Source organism: Haemophilus sp. HMSC061E01 (assembly GCF_001810345.1).
Classification (GTDB): Bacteria; Pseudomonadota; Gammaproteobacteria; order Enterobacterales; family Pasteurellaceae; genus Haemophilus_D.
This window is the reverse complement of sequence record NZ_KV801016.1, coordinates 1-20580: the sequence shown is the minus strand read 5'-3', so window position 1 is coordinate 20580 and position 20580 is coordinate 1. Positions and strand designations below refer to the sequence as shown.

The following is a 20580-nucleotide window of genomic DNA, read 5'->3' as shown; positions in this document are numbered from 1 at the left end:
TTCGCTCCTATCTATCTTTCGGATCGAGCGCATCGCGCAACCCGTCACCGATAAAGTTAAAACAAAATAGGGTAAGGCAAAGGAAAAATGCCGGGAAAATTAATAACCAAGGCGACACTTCCATTTGTGCAGCACCATCACTTAAGAGTGCACCCCAACTACTCATTGGCTCTTGAGTCCCTAGGCCTAAGAAACTTAAGAATGATTCAAATAGAATGAGTCCTGGTACTTCAAGCGAGGCATACACTGCTACTAAGCCTAATACATTCGGAATAATGTGTTTCAAAATGATTTGGCGACGAGGTACGCCACAAACGATGGCGGCTTCGACGAATTCTTTATTTTTTAGGCTGAGGGTTTGTCCGCGTACAATACGTGCAAGACCAAGCCAAGCAATAGCACCGATAGCGATAAAAATTAAGAAAATGTTTTGGCCAAAAAGCGTCACCAACAAAATCACGAAAAACATAAATGGAAATGAGCTGAGAATCTCTAAAAAGCGCATCATTAACATATCTGTTTTACCGCCTACATAGCCAGAAATCGCCCCATAAATTGTGCCGATAGTCACGGAAATGAAAGCACCTGCAATACCGACCAATAAGGAAATACGTCCACCGATAGCAGTACGTACCAATAAATCTCGCCCGGAAGCATCAGTACCAAAGAAGTGATAGCCTTCCATTGTTGGTGCGGCGCTCATCATATTCCAATCGGTATCTTCATAGGTAAAGGGGAGGAACCAAGGCGCTACGGTAATAAATATAATAATAAATGCCAAAATAATTAGACTGGCAACAGCAGCTTTGTTGCGGAAAAAACGGCGTTTCGCATCTTGCCAGAGACTGCGGCCTTCCAGTTGCATTTCTTCAATACGGTCAGCTACTTGTTCCACAAAATCCGCATTTTTCTGATTAATCGGCTGAGTACGATAATCTGTCATAATTTATCCTTAATAACGAATTTTTGGATCGATGATGGCGTATAAAATATCCACAATCGCATTAAATAAAATGGTTAATGTGCCCACTAAAATAGTAAGACTTAAAACTAAAGAATAATCGCGGTTTAATGCACCGTTTACAAATAATAAGCCCATGCCAGGCAAACCAAATACACTTTCGATAACCATTGAGCCAGTAATAATCCCTACGAAAGCCGGGCCTAAATAGGTAATCACGGGTAAAAGAGCAGGACGTAAAGCATGTTTTAAAATGATTCTTGAGGTTGAAAGTCCTTTTGCTTTAGCGGTACGAATAAAGTTGGAATGCAGTACTTCAATCATGGATCCGCGCATGATACGTGCAATCCCTGCAACATAAGCGATAGTTAATGAGGCAACGGGTAAAATAATGTACATTGCTGAACCGCCATTCCAACCACCAGCTGGCAGCCACCCTAAATAAATGGCGAAAATCAGCACCAAGACTGGTGCGAAGACAAAGCTTGGCATTATTACGCCAAGCATCGAGAAACTCATCAAAATATAATCCCAACGGCTATTTTGATTGAGAGCGGCGAGCGTACCTGCTGTTACCCCTAACACGACTGCAAAGGCGAAGGCCACCATTCCCAATTTTATGGAAACAGGGAAAGCTGACGCGATTAAATCATTGACTGATTGGTCTTTATATTTAAAAGAGGGACCAAAATCTCCTTTGGAAAGATTTTCTAAATAAAGGAAATATTGTTTATATAATGGTTCATTTAAATGATACTTCGCTTCGATATTAGCCATGACTTCTGGCGGATAAGCGCGTTCAGAAGTGAACGGGCTGCCTGGGGCGAGACGCATCAAAAAGAAAGAAAAAGTAATCAAAATAAACAGCGTCGGCAAGGCTTCCAACAGCCGTTTAAAAATAAACTTGAGCATAACAACTCCAACCAAAATGGGCGAAAAGTGCGGTCAAAAAATACGACGATTTTTAACCGCACTTAAATACTAGCAACGAATTAATGTTTAATAATATAAAGGTTGCGTAAGTAAATATGATCTTGTGGATCTTTGCCTGAATAACCTTTTACATAAGGTTTCACTAAGCGTGGATTCACATAGTTAAAGATTGGTACGATACCGTAATCTTTTGCAAGAATTTCTTCGGCTTTCGCATAAGCTTTTGCACGACCTTCAGCATCCGTTGCGACATAAGATTCAGCAATGGCTTTATCATATTCTGGATTCGCATATTTCGCGGTATTGTTACTAGAATTAGATAAGAAATAGTTGCCGAATGTTGTGGCTTGGTTGTAATCCGCATTCCAGCCGGCACGTGCCGCGTCGTAACGACCCGCACGACGGCTATCAATGTAAGTTTTCCACTCTTGGTTTTCTAATTTCACATCAATCAAACCTTTGGTGTTTGCTTTCCACATAGATGCTGCAGCAATAGCCACTTTTTTGTGGTTTTCATTGGTATTGTAAAGAATGGTGAATTTCAACGGATTCGCTTTGCTGTAACCAGCTTCTTCTAAGAGTTTAATGGCTTCTTCATTACGTTGTGCCATAGGTTCTTTTGAATAAGCAGGTTGTTGAATGAGATGACCTTCTTCGATGTAAGTTGGGGTAAACACATAGGTTGGTGTTTGACCTTGGCCCAATACTTTATCGGTGATCACATTACGATCAAGGGATAAGTTCAATGCTTTACGAATATTCACGTTATCAAAAGGCGCTTTCTTATTGTTTAGCTCGTAAGAATAGGTTGCGAGAGTACGTGTCGTGAATACTTCGCCGGGCAACTCTTTTTGTAATTTAGCAAATTGTTCTGGTGGTAAGGCGTAGCTAGTCATATCTAAATCGCCGGCACGATAACGCGCCACATCAGTACTTGGGTTTTCAATAGCAAGGAATGTCGCGCTATTGATTACGGTTTCTTTATCATTCCAATAAAGTGGGTTACGTTCAAATTCGATTTTTTCATTAATAATGTGGTTAGCCAGTTTATAGGCACCATTACCTACGTAGTTTTCTTTTTTCACCCATGCATCACCCAATTTTTCGACCACTTTTTGTGGTAATGGCAATAAGGATTGGTGAGTCGTTAAACTGACTGCATAAGGCACAGGATTGGTTGCATGAACCACAAAGGTGTAATCATCTTTTGCTTCAACACCTAATTCAGCCGGTTTTTTCTTACCGTCAATGATGTCTTGCGCATTTTCTACTTGTAAGTAACTTAAGTAACTTGCATAAGGCGCTGCAGTTGCAGGATCCACTAAACGACGCCACGCAAATACGAAATCGTGCGCGGTAACAGGATCGCCGTTTGACCATTTAGCATCTTTACGTAAATGGAATGTCCAAGTTTTGAAGTCAGGTGTATTTTCCCAGCTTTCAGCCACACCTGGTTGAAGTTTACCTTCAGAGTCTGAGGTGACGAGACCTTCAAGTAATTGATAAGCAACGGCAGATTCTGGCACACCTTCGGTTTTTTGTGGGTCAAAACTTTGTGGTTCTGCCCCGTTATTGATGACGATATGCTGTTTTTCATCTAATTGCGTTCCCTCAGGTACTATAACCGCTTGAGCAGAATAGGAAAGAGCAAGAGCGATTGCTGAGAAGAGTAGTTTGTGTTGCATTTGAGCCTCCTTGTCATTAGGCGATATTTTTATAAAGAGTCTTCCACTTATTAGCTCAAAAATTCATTTTTGTAAAGATTTGTAAGGTAATTATTTAAAGAAAAATAACGTTTTGTGATTTATATCCAATAAATTTTAAAAAAATTGCTAAAAGTGATGATGTGAGAGAGGAAATCTAGAATGTATTGGTTTTTCCTATCGTAAATATTTTCCTGGACGAATTACCCTTTTAAAGCTAATTATGCTATCGTAAGACAGTTGAATTCAAACAAATCCATTCAAGGAGAATATAATGACAACTCAGTTAGATTCACTTCGTAGTATGACCGTCGTTGTGGCTGATACTGGCGATATTGATGCCATTAAAAAATACCAACCGCAAGATGCAACAACAAACCCATCTTTAATTTTAAGTGCTTCAGCATTACCACAATATGCACCATTAATTGATGAAGCGATTGCTTATGCCAAAGCACAAAGTGCGGATAAAGCGCAACAATTAATTGATGCTGAAGATAAATTAGCGGTAAACATCGGTTTAGAAATTTTAAAAATTGTTCCTGGACGTATTTCAACTGAAGTAGATGCACGTCTCTCTTACGATACTCAAGCAACTGTTGAAAAAGCACGTAAACTTATCGCACTTTATAATGCTGCAGGCATTTCAAATGATCGTATATTGATCAAAATTGCGTCAACATGGCAAGGTATTCGTGCAGCAGAAATTCTTGAAAAAGAAGGTATTAACTGTAACTTAACCTTATTATTCTCCGAAGCCCAAGCACGTGCGTGTGCTGAAGCTGGTGTTTACTTAATTTCGCCATTCGTCGGTCGTATCTTAGACTGGTACAAAGCAAATACTGATAAAAAAGAATATGCACCAGCAGAAGACCCAGGTGTCATTTCTGTAACCAAAATTTATAACTATTACAAAGAATACGGTTATAAAACCGTGGTAATGGGTGCAAGTTTCCGTAATGTCGGTGAAATTATTGAATTAGCAGGTTGTGATCGTTTAACTATCGCTCCCGCTTTACTTAAAGAATTACAAGAAAATTCAACCGCACTTGTACGTAAACTAGATTACAAAGGTGAAGTAAAAGCGAAACATCAACCATTAACTGAAGCAGAATTCTACTGGCAACATAACAGCGATGCGATGGCTGTTGAGAAATTAGCAGAGGGGATTCGCAAATTTGCAGTTGACCAAGAGAAATTAGAAGCAATGCTTTCAGCAAAACTTTAATTTAAAAAAACATGAAAGTGCGGTTAGAAATAACCGCATTTTTTATTCTTACCATAAAATGTTCTAACTCTTAATAATTAGTTCTTGACTAACTCACCAAAGTCATTGAGAATTCAAGACAAGTTTTGCTAAAGCAAAATGGGAACCGCGACTTTTGATACAAAGTGCGGTCATTTTTTCTTTTTTCGGAGCAAATATATGTCAGGTATTTTTGAACAAACTCCTGCTAATCGTCGTCGTTATGGCGTAGCGATTTTTGTTGGTATTATTGCAGGTTTAATTTCTGCATTCGTAAAATGGGGTGCTGAGCATCCATTCCCACCGCGTAGTCCAATCGATTTCTTCGCAGCAGCATGTAAAGTAGACATCACAGGTTTAAGTCAAGATCAAATTCTTCAAGTCTGTTCACGTGCGTTTTTAAACCCACCACACGTATTCTTACGTGATTATTTAGGTATTGACCCAACTCAAGCAGCATTCACTTTTGCAGATCATGGTTTTGACTGGATTGGCGTGACTCACATTACTTTCTCATTAGTATTTGCTATTGCTTACTGTTTAGTGGCAGAACGTTTCCCTAAAATCAAATTCTGGCAAGGTATTGGTGCAGGTTTAATCGCAGATATTTGTGTTCACTACATCACTTTTCCAGCATTAGGTTTAACACCACCTGTTGCAGAATGGCCGTTATATGAACATATTTCTGAATTAGTGGGACACATTTTCTGGTTCTGGACAATTGAGATTATTCGTCGTGATTTACGTAACCGTATTACTCGCGAGCCAGATGCAGAAATTCCATTAAAAAATGCAACTGAATAATTAATCTATATTGCAAAGAATGCCACCGAAAGGTGGCATTTTTGTTTATGTCGGGAACAAAAGTCATTTTTGGAAAACTAAAAAGCACTATGATTAAAAATAGCTAACAGAAAAGTTATCTCTAGGTTTTAATAAATTTTTTGTAGTTATCTTTCAAGTTGGTTAGAATAAAGACAATTTTTTGTGATAGGAAAGTGGAATGAAAAAAACACCTTTACTTGCGGTCGGCTTAATGGCTACAGCTGTATTAACTGGTTGTGCGACAAAAGCAGATGGTGAACGCAATGATAAATTAGAAAGTTTTAACCGTACGATGTTTGATTTTAACTATAAAGTCATGGACCGATATGTGTTAGAACCTGCAGCAAAAGGCTGGCGTGATTACGTGCCGACACCAGTCACAAAAGGTTTATCCAATGTGGCAAATAACTTAGATGAGCCAGTGAGTTTTGTGAACCGTTTATTAGAAGGTGAACCGAAAAAAGCCTTTGTTCACTTCAACCGTTTTTGGATTAACTCAACCTTTGGTATTGGTGGCTTATTTGACTTTGCAAGTGCAAGTAAAGAATTACAGGTTTATGATCAACGTAGCTTTGGTGAAACATTGGGCACCTACGGTGTAGATGCGGGAGCCTATATTGTATTGCCTATCTATAATGCGACGACACCTCGTCAATTAACGGGGGCAGTAGTTGATGCAGCTTATACCTATCCGTTCTGGAATTGGGTAGGTGGCCCGTGGTCACTTGTGAAATACGGTGTGCAAGCGGTAGATAAACGCTCGAAAACATTGTACCAAACCGAGTTGCTAAATCAAGCACAAGATCCTTATGTCACCTTCCGCGAAGCTTATTATCAGAATTTAGAATTTAAAGTAAATGATGGTAAAGTGAAAGAAGGTTCACAGAAAGAGCTCTCTGATGATGTATTAAAAGAGATTGATTAAGAATACTCATATAAGTGATTAAGACGCTTATATGTTAGGATAGTAAGCGTGTTTATACGTCAAGATTAAAGGAGAATATCATGACTAAAATCATTCATACAGAAAAAGCCCCTGCCGCAATCGGCCCTTATGTTCAAGCGGTAGATTTAGGTAATTTAGTTTTAACATCTGGACAAATTCCCGTTAATCCGGCGAATGGTGAAGTGCCGAAAGATATTGTGGCTCAAGCGCGTCAATCTTTAGAGAATGTGAAAGCGATTATTGAACAAGCGGGTTTGACCGTGGGTGATATTGTGAAAACCACGGTGTTTGTGAAAGATCTTAATGATTTTGCAGCAGTAAATGCAGAGTATGAGAAATTCTTTAAAGAAAATCATCACCCTAATTTCCCTGCTCGTTCTTGCGTAGAAGTTGCTCGCTTGCCAAAAGATGTTGGCTTAGAAATCGAAGCGATTGCGGTAAGAAAATAATCGAAAAGTGCGGTTAAAATCTGCAGATTTTTTCTACAATAGACTTTACAAGAGCGAGATTAATCACTATAATCTCGCTCCTAAATTACGCTTAGCGTAAAATTTCTGGTTGGTGCTTGACCTATTCAAGCCCCGTCCAAGACCGTAGGGAATGGTTAGCAATAATCGTCTTAATAATCCTACGTAGATGGTGAACAGAATAAGAATATTTCTTGCTTCTGGGCACCGAAGTCGTCCTAGTCTGAAAGATAACTCTTTCGATGAGGTAAATTAATTCCGAGAAATCGGAGTGTATTCAGGAGCTAAAAGCCAATGGCATTAAATCTTCAAGACAAACAAGCAATTGTTGCCGAAGTAAATGAAGCAGCCAAAGGTGCACTTTCAGCAGTAATCGCGGATTCTCGCGGTGTAACTGTTGATAAAATGACTGAATTACGTAAAGCAGCTCGTGAAGCTGGTGTAACAATGCGCGTTGTTCGTAATACTTTATTACGTCGTGCGGTTGAAGGCACTGATTTCGAATGCTTACAAGATACGTTTGTAGGTCCAACACTTATCGCATTCTCTAACGAACACCCAGGTGCAGCAGCACGTTTGTTCAAAGATTTTGCTAAAGCAAACGATAAGTTTGAAATTAAAGGTGCAGCCTTTGAAGGTAAGATCCAAGATGTTGAATTCTTAGCAACATTACCAACTTACGAAGAAGCAATTGCACGTTTAATGGGCACAATGAAAGAAGCTGCGGCAGGCAAACTTGTTCGCACTTTTGCGGCATTACGCGACAAATTACAAGAAGCAGCTTAATCATTAAGCGTTTCTTACTTCATTTAACTTTATTAATTTTAGGAATTGATTGTTATGTCATTAACTAACGAACAAATCATTGAAGCGATCGCTTCTAAATCTGTAACTGAAATCGTTGAATTAATCGCAGCGATGGAAGAAAAATTCGGTGTTTCTGCAGCAGCAGTAGCAGCAGCTCCAGCAGCTGGCGGCGCAGCAGCAGCGGCAGAAGAAAAAACTGAATTCGACGTAGTTCTTGCTGAAGCTGGTGCTAACAAAGTAGCAGTTATCAAAGCAGTACGTGGTGCAACTGGTTTAGGCTTAAAAGAAGCTAAAGACTTAGTTGAATCAGCTCCAGCTAACTTAAAAGAAGGCATTTCTAAAGAAGAAGCTGAAGCACTTAAGAAAGAATTAGAAGAAGCTGGTGCAAAAGTAGAAATCAAATAATTTTTGATTCACTTATGTCCTGTTTCTCAGGCTTAATGGCTGGTGGTTTACCATCAGCCATTTTGTGCTATCAAAAACAGCACAAAAAACAGATAGGCATTTTCCGTTTAATGGTATCTGTTTCCACTTAAATTAATCAGACGTTTTAATTTAAGTAGCCCACTACAGAAGTAAGGTTCAGAGTGCGGTATCCGAAACGGCGTCAATCTCCGATATAAATAAAAGCGTCAATCAATTTGACCGCACTTTTTTATATCAACTCGGTCTCACTAAAATTTACAGAGGAAAACCAATAATGGGTTACTCCTATACTGAGAAAAAACGAATTCGTAAAGACTTCGGCAAACGTCCGCAAGTTTTAAATGTACCTTATTTATTAACCATCCAATTAGATTCTTTTGATAAATTCATTCAAAAAGATCCTGAAGGTCAACAAGGCTTAGAAGCTGCATTCCGTTCTGTTTTCCCAATCGTAAGCAATAACGGTTATACAGAATTACAATATGTTGATTACCGTTTAGAAGAGCCAGAATTTGATGTGCGTGAATGCCAAATTCGTGGTTCAACTTATGCAGCAGGTTTACGCGTAAAATTACGTTTGGTTAGCTACGATAAAGAATCTTCATCACGCGCAGTCAAAGACATTAAAGAAAGCGAAGTATATATGGGTGAAATCCCATTAATGACTGACAACGGTACTTTTGTTATCAATGGTACTGAGCGTGTTATCGTTTCACAATTACACCGTAGCCCGGGCGTATTCTTTGATTCTGACAAAGGTAAAACACACTCTTCAGGTAAAGTGCTTTATAACGCACGCATTATCCCTTACCGTGGTTCTTGGTTAGATTTCGAATTTGATCCAAAAGATAACTTATATGCGCGTATTGACCGCCGTCGTAAATTACCGGCAACCATTATTTTACGAGCGTTAGGTTACACGGTTGAAGAAATCTTAAACTTATTCTTTGATAAAGTAACTTTCGAAATCGCTGGCAATAAATTACTCATGACATTAGTGCCAGAACGTCTACGTGGGGAAACGGCGACATTTGATATTGAAGCAAATGGCAAAGTCTATGTAGAACGCGGTCGTCGTATCACAGCTCGTCACATCAAAGCATTAGAAAAAGATAATGTGACACAAGTTGAAGTGCCAACTGAATATATCGCAGGTAAAGTTGCAGCGAAAGATTATGTAGATCTTGAATCTGGTGAAATCATTTGCCCAGCAAATGGCGAGATTTCTTTAGAAGTGTTAGCGAAATTATCGCAAGCAGGCTATAAAGTGATCGAAACATTATTCACCAATGACTTAGATTACGGTCCATATATCTCTGAAACATTACGTGTTGATCCAACTTACGATCGTGTAAGTGCATTATATGAAATCTATCGTATGATGCGTCCAGGTGAACCACCTACACCAGAATCTTCAGAAACATTATTCAATAACTTATTCTTCTCTGCAGAACGTTATGATTTATCTGCGGTAGGTCGTATGAAGTTTAATCGCTCGTTAGGTATTCCTGAAGGCGAGGGTACGGGTATTTTAAGTAACGACGATATCATTCGCGTGATGAAAAAACTCATCGATATCCGTAATGGTCGTGGTGAAGTGGATGATATCGACCACTTGGGTAACCGTCGTATTCGCTCAGTGGGTGAAATGGCTGAAAACCAATTCCGTATTGGTTTAGTTCGTGTAGAAAGAGCAGTTAAAGAGCGTTTATCTTTAGGCGATTTAGATGCGATCACGCCACAAGACTTAATTAATCCAAAACCAATTTCTGCGGCAGTGAAAGAATTCTTTGGTTCTTCACAACTTTCGCAATTCATGGACCAAAATAACCCATTATCAGAAGTGACACACAAACGTCGTATTTCTGCATTAGGTCCAGGTGGTTTAACGCGTGAACGCGCAGGCTTTGAGGTTCGTGACGTACATAACACTCACTATGGTCGTTTATGTCCAATCGAAACCCCTGAAGGTCCAAACATCGGTTTGATCAACTCACTTTCTGCGTTTGCTCGTACGAACGATTACGGTTTCTTAGAAACCCCATATCGTAAAGTAGTGAATGGTCAAGTAACCGAAGAAATCGAATACTTATCTGCAATTGATGAAGCAAACTACATCATTGCACAGGCGAACTCAAACCTTGATGAGAATAATCGCTTTACAGATGCATTCGTTACTGCACGTGGTGAACGTGGTGAATCTGGTCTTTATAAACCAGAAGAAATTCACTATATGGACGTTTCAACTCAACAAGTGGTATCTGTGGCTGCAGCGTTAATTCCATTCTTAGAGCATGACGATGCTAACCGTGCCTTAATGGGTGCGAACATGCAACGTCAAGCGGTTCCTACTTTACGTGCTGATAAGCCGTTAGTGGGTACAGGTATGGAAAAACCAATCGCACTTGACTCAGGTGTGGCGGTTGTCGCGAAACGTGGTGGTACTGTTCAATACGTTGATGCGTCTCGTATCGTTATCAAAGTAAATGAAGATGAAACTGTAGCTGGCGAAGCGGGTATTGATATTTATAACTTAATTAAATACACCCGTTCTAACCAAAATACCTGTATCAACCAAATTCCTTGTGTGAATTTAGGCGATCCAATTAACCGTGGTGAAGTATTAGCTGATGGTCCTTCAACAGACTTAGGTGAATTAGCATTAGGTCAAAATATCCGTGTGGCGTTCATGCCTTGGAACGGTTATAACTTCGAAGACTCAATGTTAGTTTCTGAGCGTGTAGTACAACAAGACCGCTTTACGACAATCCACATTCAAGAATTATCTTGTGTGGCGCGTGACACTAAATTAGGTTCTGAAGAAATTACTGCGGATATTCCAAACGTAGGTGAATCTGCATTAAGTAAATTGGATGAATCAGGTATCGTTTATGTAGGTGCGGAAGTGAAAGGTGGAGACATCTTAGTCGGTAAAGTCACCCCTAAAGGCGAAACGCAATTAACACCAGAAGAAAAATTGTTACGTGCAATCTTCGGTGAAAAAGCATCTGATGTGAAAGACTCTTCATTACGTGTACCAAACAGCGTAAGCGGTACTGTAATTGACGTTCAAGTCTTCACCCGTGATGGCGTAGAAAAAGACAAACGTGCATTAGAAATTGAAGAAATGCAGTTAAAACAAGCTAAGAAAGACCTTTCTGATGAATTAGAAATCTTAGAAGCTGGCTTGTTTGCTCGTGTACGTAATGTACTTATTGCTGGCGGTATTGATGCGGCTCAATTAGATAAAATGGATCGCACTAAATGGTTAGAACAAACCATTTCAGATGAAGAAAAACAAAACCAATTAGAACAGCTTGCTGAGCAATATGAAGAATTACGTAAAGAGTTTGAACACAAACTTGAAGTACAACGTAAGAAAATCATTAAAGGCGATGACCTTGCACCAGGCGTGTTAAAAGTGGTTAAAGTTTACCTTGCGGTGAAACGTCACATCCAACCGGGTGATAAAATGGCGGGTCGTCACGGTAACAAAGGTGTTATCTCAAAAATCAACCCTGTGGAAGATATGCCATACGATGAAAACGGTCAACCGGTTGAAATCGTATTGAACCCACTGGGCGTACCGTCTCGTATGAACATCGGTCAGATCTTAGAAACCCACTTAGGCTTAGCGGCGAAAGGTATCGGTGATCAAATCAATGCGATGATCAAACAAAAACAAGATGTTGAGAAACTTCGTGGCTATATGCAAAAAGCATACGATTTAGGTCATGGCGCACAAAAAGTTGATTTAAGCACCTTTAGCGATGACGAAATCATGCGTTTAGCGGAAAACCTACGTAAAGGTTTACCGGTAGCAACACCTGTGTTTGATGGTGCTGCTGAGCAAGAAATCAAAGAAATGTTGAAACTCGGTGGCTTACCAACTTCAGGTCAGATTACGTTATACGATGGCCGTACGGGTGAGAAATTCGAGCGTCCAGTAACCGTAGGTTATATGTACATGCTCAAATTGAACCACTTAGTTGATGACAAAATGCATGCTCGTTCAACTGGTTCTTATAGTCTTGTTACTCAACAACCACTTGGTGGTAAAGCACAATTCGGTGGTCAACGTTTCGGTGAGATGGAGGTATGGGCACTTGAAGCATATGGTGCGGCTTACACCTTACAAGAAATGTTAACCGTGAAATCCGATGACGTGAACGGCCGTACGAAGATGTATAAAAACATCGTTGGCGGTAACCAGCAAATGGATCCGGGTACACCGGAATCTTTCAACGTAATTATGAAAGAAATCCGTTCACTTGGTTTGAATATCGAGTTAGACGAAGAGTAATCGACAAACCTGTCTTCCTCTGTTCGCAGGGGAAGCAAAAGGAAGAAATCGCCGAAGTGCGGTTAAAAAACAAAATATTTTTGACCGCACTTTGAAACCCTTAACTCCGACAGGAGACTATTTGTGAAAGACTTAGTTAAGTTTTTAAAAGCACAATCAAAAACGAGTGAAGATTTTGATGTGATTAAAATTGGGTTAGCTTCTCCAGACATGATCCGTTCTTGGTCATTTGGTGAAGTTAAAAAACCTGAAACAATCAACTATCGTACGTTCAAACCTGAGCGTGACGGTCTTTTCTGTGCACGTATTTTCGGGCCAGTAAAAGATTACGAATGTTTATGCGGTAAATATAAACGCTTAAAACACCGTGGTGTGATTTGTGAAAAATGTGGTGTTGAAGTCACACAAACTAAAGTGCGTCGTGAACGTATGGGCCACATTGAATTGGCTTGTCCTGTGGCGCACATTTGGTTCTTAAAATCACTTCCGTCCCGTATCGGTTTATTACTTGATATGCCGTTACGTGATATTGAGCGTGTGCTTTATTTTGAAATGTATATCGTAACCGAACCGGGTATGACCGATTTGGAACGTGGACAGTTATTAACTGAAGAACAATTCCTTGATGCAGAAGACCGTTGGCAAGATGAATTCGAAGCGAAAATGGGTGCTGAAGCAATTCAAGATTTACTTAAAGGTATTGATCTTGAAGTGGAATGTGAAAAATTACGTGAAGAGTTACAAGAAACTAACTCTGAAACAAAACGTAAGAAAATCACTAAACGCTTAAAATTATTAGAAGCTTTCCAACAATCTGGTAACAAACCAGAGTGGATGGTGATGACTGTATTACCAGTACTTCCACCAGATTTACGTCCGTTAGTACCATTAGATGGTGGTCGTTTTGCAACTTCTGACTTGAACGATTTATATCGTCGCGTGATCAACCGTAACAACCGTTTAAAACGTTTATTGGATTTAATCGCACCAGATATTATCGTGCGTAACGAAAAACGTATGTTACAAGAATCTGTTGATGCGTTATTAGATAATGGTCGTCGTGGTCGTGCGATTACGGGTTCTAACCGTCGTCCATTGAAATCACTTGCGGATATGATCAAAGGTAAACAAGGTCGTTTCCGTCAAAACTTATTAGGTAAACGTGTTGACTATTCAGGCCGTTCTGTAATCACTGTAGGTCCATACTTGCACTTACACCAATGTGGTTTACCGAAGAAAATGGCATTGGAATTATTCCGTCCGTTTATCTACGCAAAATTAGAAAGCCGTGGTTATGCAACTACAATCAAAGCAGCTAAGAAAATGGTTGAGCGTGAAGACGCGATCGTTTGGGATATCTTGGCAGAAGTTATTCGTGAGCACCCAATTCTATTGAACCGTGCACCGACACTTCACCGTTTAGGTATCCAAGCGTTTGAACCACTTCTAATCGAAGGTAAAGCAATCCAGTTACACCCACTTGTTTGTGCGGCGTTCAACGCGGACTTCGATGGTGACCAAATGGCGGTTCACGTACCATTAACACTTGAAGCTCAGTTAGAAGCGCGTGCGTTAATGATGTCAACCAACAACGTACTTTCACCAGCAAACGGTGATCCTATTATCGTTCCATCACAAGACGTGGTGTTGGGTCTTTACTATATGACCCGTGAAAAAGTGAACGGTAAAGGTGAAGGCATGTTATTGCAAGATCCGCGTGAAGCTGAAAAAGCATATCGCACAGGTGAAGCAGAATTACATTCTCGCGTTAAAGTACGTATTACTGAATATGTGAAAAATGAAGCTGGCGAATTCGAAGAGAAAACCACATTAACCGATACCACTATCGGTCGTGCAATCTTATGGATGATCGCGCCAAAAGGTATGCCTTATTCATTGTTTAATCAAACATTAGGTAAAAAAGCAATTTCTAAACTTATCAATGAAGCTTATCGTCGTTTAGGTTTGAAAGAAGCGGTAATGTTTGCTGACCATATTATGTATACCGGTTTTGCTTATGCGGCTCGTTCAGGTTCTTCTGTGGGTATCGACGATATGGTTATCCCAGAGAAAAAATACGAAATTATTTCTGCAGCGGAAGCTGAAGTGGCTGAAATTCAAGAACAGTTCCAATCTGGTCTTGTAACGGCAGGTGAGCGTTATAACAAAGTCATCGATATTTGGGCTGCAGCAAATGAGCGTGTAGCGAAAGCGATGATGGAAAACTTATCTCAGGAAGAAGTTATCAACCGTGAAGGTAATCCTGAGAAACAAGCTTCTTTCAACAGTATCTTTATGATGGCTGACTCTGGTGCGCGTGGTTCTGCAGCTCAGATTCGTCAGTTAGCAGGTATGCGTGGTTTGATGGCGCGTCCAGATGGTTCGATCATCGAAACCCCAATTACAGCGAACTTCCGTGAAGGTTTGAACGTACTTCAGTACTTTATTTCAACCCACGGTGCGCGTAAAGGTTTGGCGGATACCGCATTAAAAACAGCAAACTCTGGTTACTTAACCCGTCGTTTAGTTGACGTAGCGCAAGACTTAGTGATCGTTGAAGATGACTGTGGTACGCATGAAGGCTTAGTCATGACTCCATTAATCGAAGGTGGCGATGAGAAAGTTCCACTTCGCGAATTAGTGTTAGGTCGTGTTCTGGCTGAAGATGTGTATAAACCAGGTACAGAAGAAGTCTTAATTGCACGTAACACTTTATTAGATGAAAAACTTTGTGATGTGTTAGATGCAAACTCAGTGGACAGCGTAAAAGTTCGCTCTGTTGTAACTTGTGATACTGACTTCGGCGTATGTGCGAAATGTTACGGTCGTGACTTAGCGCGTGGTCACCTCATCAACCAAGGTGAGGCAGTCGGTGTTATCGCTGCTCAGTCTATCGGTGAGCCAGGTACACAGTTAACCATGCGTACGTTCCACATCGGTGGTGCAGCTTCTGCAGCAGCCAAAGAGTCTAGCGTACAAATCAAAAACAACGGTACTTTACACCTTGCTAACGCAAAATTCGTTGTTAATGACGAAGGTAAATTAGTTTTAACTTCTCGTAATACTGAATTAACCGTAACTGATGCATTTGGTCGTACGAAAGAACATTATAAAGTGCCTTACGGTACTGTATTGAACAAAGCTGACGGTCAAGAAGTGTCTGCTGGTGAAACAGTGGCAAACTGGGATCCACATACTATGCCAGTTGTTTCTGAGGTATCTGGTTTTGTGAAATTCGTTGATATCGTGGACGGTTTAACCGTAACTCGTCAAACGGATGAATTAACTGGTCTTTCTTCTATTGTCGTACAAGATGTGGGTGAACGTGCAACAGCAGGTAAAGATTTACGTCCAACCATCAAATTAGTTGATGCAAAAGGTAACGATATCTTCTTACCTGAAACTGACGTTATTGCGCAATACTTCTTACCAGGTAAAGCAATCGTAAGTTTAGATGACGGTGCGGAAGTGAAAGTGGGTGAACCACTTGCACGTATTCCACAAGAATCTGTGGGTACTAAAGATATTACTGGTGGTCTTCCACGCGTTGCTGACTTATTCGAAGCACGTAAACCGAAAGAGCCTGCAATCTTGGCAGAAATTTCAGGTATCGTGTCCTTCGGTAAAGAAACCAAAGGTAAACGTCGCTTGCTAATCACCCCAACTGAAGGTGAAATCTACGAAGAAATGATTCCAAAATGGCGTCAACTCAACGTATTTGAAGGTGAGATGGTTGAACGTGGTGATGTGATTTCTGATGGTGCAGAGACCCCACACGATATCTTACGTTTACGTGGTGTTCGTGCTGTAACTGAATATATCGTGAACGAAGTGCAAGAAGTTTACCGCTTACAAGGGGTAAAAATTAACGATAAGCACATCGAAGTTATCGTACGTCAAATGTTACGTAAAGCAGTTATTACGAAAGCTTATGACAGCGAATTCCTCGAAGGGGAACAAGTTGAAGTAGCTCGTGTGAAAATTGTGAACCGTAAACGTGAAGCGGAAGGTAAACCACCAGTTGAATTCGAACGTGAGTTGCTTGGTATTACCAAAGCGTCATTGGCGACAGAATCCTTCATTTCTGCGGCATCGTTCCAAGAAACCACTCGCGTGCTTACTGAGGCGGCAGTGGCGGGTAAACGTGATGAATTACGAGGCCTGAAAGAGAACGTAATCGTAGGTCGTTTAATCCCTGCTGGTACTGGTTTTGCGTATCACCAAGGTCGTCACAAAAAACGTATTGTAGACGATGTTGTGATTAAATTGTCTGAAGACGATGAAGCAGCAATTGCTGATGAATTCGTGATGACAGCAGATGATGCAACAACTAACTTAGCAGAAATGCTTAATATGGCAGATGATGCAGAGTAATCGCTAATCGATAAAATAAAACCCGAGTTTAGGCTCGGGTTTTTTATTATCTCAATAAAGAAAGTGCGGTCAGTTTTTAATGAATTTTTCTTTTGGAAAAGTATTGTAAAAACTGACCGCACTTTCTTTTCATCAATAAAAGGCCACCTTAGTTGGTGGCCTTAAAATATTGAGTTTAAGCTAAGATTACCAGCCTTTTACAACACCATCTTTAAAGTGTTTTTTCGCTTCTTGGTAAACTTCTTCAGTTTGGTATGCTTTCACGAAATCTTGGATCGCTTTGCTGTCTTTGTTATCAGTACGTGCAACGATGATGTTTACGTATGGAGAATCTTTGTCTTCTACGAATACGCCGTTATCTTGTGCATTTAAGCCAACTTGACCCGCATAAGTGTTATTTACAACAGCAAGATCAACATCATCTAATGCACGAGCTGCAACAGAGGTATCTACTTCAGAAATTTTTAAGTTTTTCGGATTTTCAACGATATCTGCGACAGTTGAAAGAAGATCGTTAGAATTTTTAAGTTTGATTAAACCTTGTTTCTCAAGAAGGATTAATGCACGACCACGGTTTGATGGGTCATTTGGCACCACAATTTTCGCGCCATCTTTTAATTCATTTACATTTTTGATGGTTTTAGAATAGCCAGCAAGCGGGTAAACAAAGGTGTTACCAACGATCACTAAGTTGTTCAAGTTCTTCGCTTTTACATCTTCATCTAAGTAAGGTTTGTGTTGCATTGCGTTAGCATCTAAATCGCCTTTAGATACAGCAGTATTTGGTAATGCGTAGTCATTGAATAAAACAAATTCAACATTTAAGTTGTATTTGTCTTTTGCTACTTTTGCCGCGGTTTCGGCTACTTGGTGTTCAGGACCCGCCATTACACCAACTTTGATTGATGTTGCTGCAGGTGCAGTTGATGCTGCATCTGCTTTTTTCTCTTCTTTACAACCTGTTAATACTAATGCTGACGCGATAGCAGTGATAGCAAATAAGTTTTTTAATTTCATGTTTTTTCCTTGTTGTGAATAAAATGGTATAGAAAATAATTAACGGTGATCCACTCGTTTTGCGAGCGTGTCGCCCAATTTTTGACTGAGCATCACGATAATCACGATAACAATCGTTGCAGCCCAAGTTACCGATGGCATATTACGATAGACGCCATAGTTAATGGCGAGGCTTCCTAAGCCGCCACCGCCTTGCGTTCCCGCCATTGCGGTATAGCCAATTAATGTCACGAAAGTGAGCGTAATAGCATTAATGAGCGTAGGTAGGGATTCAGGCAAATAGAATTTACGAATAATTTGCCAATTGGTTGCACCCATGGCTTTTGCTGTTTCAGTCAAACCGGTTGGAATCTCAAAAAGCGCATTACTCGTAAGACGTGCAAAAAATGGCGTTGCGGCTGCACTTAATGAGACAATCGCTGCATTAGAACCAATACTGCCGCCAGGAAGCAACCAGCTCGTTAGCGGAATTAAAGCGAGTAATAAAATAATATAAGGAATTGAACGCCCGATATTAATAATGACGTTTAAAAACGCATTGAGTTTTTTGTTTTCTAAAATCGCCCCTTTATTGGTTAAGAAAGTTAAAAAACCAAGTGGTAAGCCTAATAAAGCCGCAATTAATGTCGATAATACTGACATATAAATTGTTTCAACGGTCGATACCGTTAATAAACTCGCAAAATTATCGGGGAATTGTTGGCTAAATGTTGCCCATAAATCATTGAACATAGCCTAGCACCTCTACTCGAACGTTATTTTCCATTAAATAAACTTTGGCTTGCGTAATCGCATCTTCATCACCTTCAACCTCCGCAATGGTAAAGCCAAATTTTACGCCACCGGCATAATCAATTTGTGAGGTTAAGATACTGAGCTCTACACCAAATTTTTTCGATGCTTGAGAAAGTAATGGTGCATCGACAGAGCGACCAGTAAATTCAAATTTGATGATTGGATACGATTTGGCATGTTTTGGCGTATCAGATAAATTTTCTAAATATTCTTCCGGCAAGGTAATGTGGAAGGTTGAGCTGATAAACTCTTGAGCCAATTCTGTTTTCGGATTAGAGAAAATTTCGCTAACTGTGCCTTGTTCAATCAGGCGGCCTTTATCAATTACCGCAACTTGATCGCAGATGCGTTTGACCACTTCCATTTCATGAGTGATAAGAAGAATTGTGATACCTAAAGTGCGGTTGATTTCTTTTAATAATTTTAGAATGGATTGAGTTGTAGCGGGATCCAATGCGCTGGTGGCTTCATCACAAAGTAAGACTTTAGGATCGCTTGCAAGTGCACGCGCAATAGCTACACGTTGTTTTTGACCGCCAGAGAGATTAGCAGGATACACATTATGTTTATCACTTAATCCAACAAGCGCTAAAAGTGCGGTCGTTTTCTCTTGAATTTCTGCTTTCGATTTATTTTCTAATTCAAGTGGTAACGCTACGTTTTCGAAAACGGTTCGAGAGGTCAACAAATTAAAATGCTGGAAAATCATGCCGATTTGGCGGCGTGTTTTCACTAATTCAGCGTCAGAAAGTTGAGTCAGATCCACATCATCGATGATTACAGCACCGTGAGTTGGTCTTTCTAATAAGTTTACACAACGGATAAGTGTACTTTTACCAGCGCCAGAAGCACCAATGACACCACAAATCTGACCCTTCGGCACATGTAATGAAACATTATCAAGTGCGGTCAGTTTTTTATCTGGAAGTGTAAAAATCTTCGTAATGTTATTTAGCTTAATCATATAAGCCCTTGTTCTCAGTTAATATTTGAATTTCATTTGTATTCTAGACGTCTAGAATGCTGTGTCAATATCTTAGGGGATCTTTTTTAGACAGATCGGTTATGACTTATTATTGCTTATATTAAGGATAAAAGGGATAATTTTGTCTTAAGAAAAAGATAAATGAGAAAATATATGAAGAAAGCTGTTTTTTTAGATCGTGATGGCACTTTAAATATCGACCATGGTTATGTCCATAAAATTGATGATTTCCAATTTATAGAAGGCAGTATTGATGCATTAAAAGCATTAAAAGAAATGGGATATCTTTTGGTTTTAGTGACTAATCAATCGGGTATCGCACGTGGGTATTTTTCAGAAGATCAGTTTTTGCAACTTACTGAATGGATGGATTGGTCATTAGCTGATCGTGGAGTAGATTTAGATGGCATCTATTATTGTCCTCATCATCCAGAAGGGAAAGGCGAATATAAAGACGACTGTGCATGTAGAAAACCAAAATCAGGTATGTTATTAGAGGCGATTAAAGCGCTGAAAATCGATCCTGCACAATCTATTATGGTTGGCGATAAGATTGAAGATCTTAAAGCAGGTATTGGCGCAAAAGTGAAAACAAATATTTTAGTGCGAACAGGTAAACCCATTACAGAAGAGGGAGAGAATCTCGCAGATTATGTTTTAGACTCCATTGCAGATTTGCCAAGAATAGCAAAACGATTAATTAAGTAACAAAAATGATCTATTTTTTGTGCGAATAGGCGAAAAGATCTTCAACCAATAAAAAATTTACATTTTTTTACAAAAAGATCTTGC

General features: G+C 39.8%; 15 protein-coding genes. 9 read left to right on the top strand and 6 right to left on the bottom strand.

The window, feature by feature from the left end:
- Window positions 1–7 precede the first annotated feature (7 nt).
- The 3 genes from oppC to HMPREF2732_RS08510 all read right to left on the bottom strand — a co-directional run bounded on the left by oppC (window position 8) and on the right by HMPREF2732_RS08510 (window position 3579).
- A complete protein-coding gene (gene oppC, locus HMPREF2732_RS08520) occupies window positions 8–943 on the bottom strand; it encodes an oligopeptide ABC transporter permease OppC (RefSeq protein ID WP_070592505.1) in 936 nt (311 codons plus the stop codon).
- Between the two features lie 9 nt (window positions 944–952).
- Window positions 953–1873, bottom strand: coding sequence for an oligopeptide ABC transporter permease OppB (oppB, locus tag HMPREF2732_RS08515; protein ID WP_014064666.1), 921 nt, complete (start codon window positions 1871–1873; stop codon window positions 953–955).
- A gap of 80 nt (window positions 1874–1953) precedes the next feature.
- Complete coding sequence (locus HMPREF2732_RS08510) at window positions 1954–3579, bottom strand: ABC transporter substrate-binding protein (protein ID WP_070592503.1); 1626 nt, start codon at window positions 3577–3579, stop codon at window positions 1954–1956.
- 292 nt (window positions 3580–3871) lie between these two features.
- Here HMPREF2732_RS08510 and tal point away from each other — a divergent pair, with 292 nt between their 5' ends.
- The 8 genes from tal to rpoC all read left to right on the top strand — a co-directional run bounded on the left by tal (window position 3872) and on the right by rpoC (window position 16991).
- Window positions 3872–4825: a transaldolase gene (tal, locus tag HMPREF2732_RS08505; RefSeq protein ID WP_049385060.1), complete on the top strand. Its 954-nt coding sequence runs from the start codon at window positions 3872–3874 to the stop codon at window positions 4823–4825.
- Window positions 4826–5023: 198 nt separating this feature from the next.
- Window positions 5024–5647, top strand: a complete 624-nt coding sequence (locus HMPREF2732_RS08500) for a YagU family protein (RefSeq protein ID WP_005700166.1) — start codon at window positions 5024–5026, stop codon at window positions 5645–5647.
- 199 nt (window positions 5648–5846) lie between these two features.
- Window positions 5847–6593, top strand: a complete 747-nt coding sequence (locus tag HMPREF2732_RS08495) for an MlaA family lipoprotein (RefSeq protein ID WP_070592500.1) — start codon at window positions 5847–5849, stop codon at window positions 6591–6593.
- An 80-nt stretch (window positions 6594–6673) separates the two neighbouring features.
- Complete coding sequence (locus HMPREF2732_RS08490) at window positions 6674–7063, top strand: RidA family protein (RefSeq protein WP_070592496.1); 390 nt, start codon at window positions 6674–6676, stop codon at window positions 7061–7063.
- A 312-nt stretch (window positions 7064–7375) separates the two neighbouring features.
- On the top strand, window positions 7376–7867 hold the full coding sequence (gene rplJ, locus HMPREF2732_RS08485; protein ID WP_005694693.1) for a 50S ribosomal protein L10: 492 nt from the start codon (window positions 7376–7378) through the stop codon (window positions 7865–7867).
- Between the two features lie 54 nt (window positions 7868–7921).
- On the top strand, window positions 7922–8293 hold the full coding sequence (rplL, locus tag HMPREF2732_RS08480; RefSeq protein ID WP_049357197.1) for a 50S ribosomal protein L7/L12: 372 nt from the start codon (window positions 7922–7924) through the stop codon (window positions 8291–8293).
- Between the two features lie 295 nt (window positions 8294–8588).
- On the top strand, window positions 8589–12617 hold the full coding sequence (rpoB, locus tag HMPREF2732_RS08475; RefSeq protein WP_070592495.1) for a DNA-directed RNA polymerase subunit beta: 4029 nt from the start codon (window positions 8589–8591) through the stop codon (window positions 12615–12617).
- A 123-nt stretch (window positions 12618–12740) separates the two neighbouring features.
- Window positions 12741–16991 carry a DNA-directed RNA polymerase subunit beta' gene (gene rpoC / locus HMPREF2732_RS08470; protein WP_070592494.1) on the top strand — a complete coding sequence of 1417 codons (4251 nt, stop codon included), beginning with the start codon at window positions 12741–12743 and terminating at the stop codon, window positions 16989–16991.
- A gap of 186 nt (window positions 16992–17177) precedes the next feature.
- Here rpoC and HMPREF2732_RS08465 read toward each other — a convergent pair whose 3' ends face one another.
- The 3 genes from HMPREF2732_RS08465 to metN are packed head-to-tail and all read right to left on the bottom strand — an operon-like array spanning window position 17178 to window position 19767.
- A complete protein-coding gene (locus HMPREF2732_RS08465) occupies window positions 17178–18008 on the bottom strand; it encodes a MetQ/NlpA family lipoprotein (protein WP_049367552.1) in 831 nt (276 codons plus the stop codon).
- A 39-nt stretch (window positions 18009–18047) separates the two neighbouring features.
- On the bottom strand, window positions 18048–18740 hold the full coding sequence (locus HMPREF2732_RS08460; RefSeq protein ID WP_049371343.1) for a methionine ABC transporter permease: 693 nt from the start codon (window positions 18738–18740) through the stop codon (window positions 18048–18050).
- Window positions 18730–19767, bottom strand: coding sequence for a methionine ABC transporter ATP-binding protein MetN (metN, locus tag HMPREF2732_RS08455; protein WP_005694681.1), 1038 nt, complete (start codon window positions 19765–19767; stop codon window positions 18730–18732). The genes HMPREF2732_RS08460 and metN overlap by 11 nt, the downstream gene beginning before the upstream one ends.
- A gap of 174 nt (window positions 19768–19941) precedes the next feature.
- On the opposite strand from metN, the gene gmhB reads away from it, so the two are divergent.
- Window positions 19942–20496 carry a D-glycero-beta-D-manno-heptose 1,7-bisphosphate 7-phosphatase gene (gene gmhB, locus HMPREF2732_RS08450; RefSeq protein WP_070592493.1) on the top strand — a complete coding sequence of 185 codons (555 nt, stop codon included), beginning with the start codon at window positions 19942–19944 and terminating at the stop codon, window positions 20494–20496.
- Window positions 20497–20580: the final 84 nt, after the last annotated feature.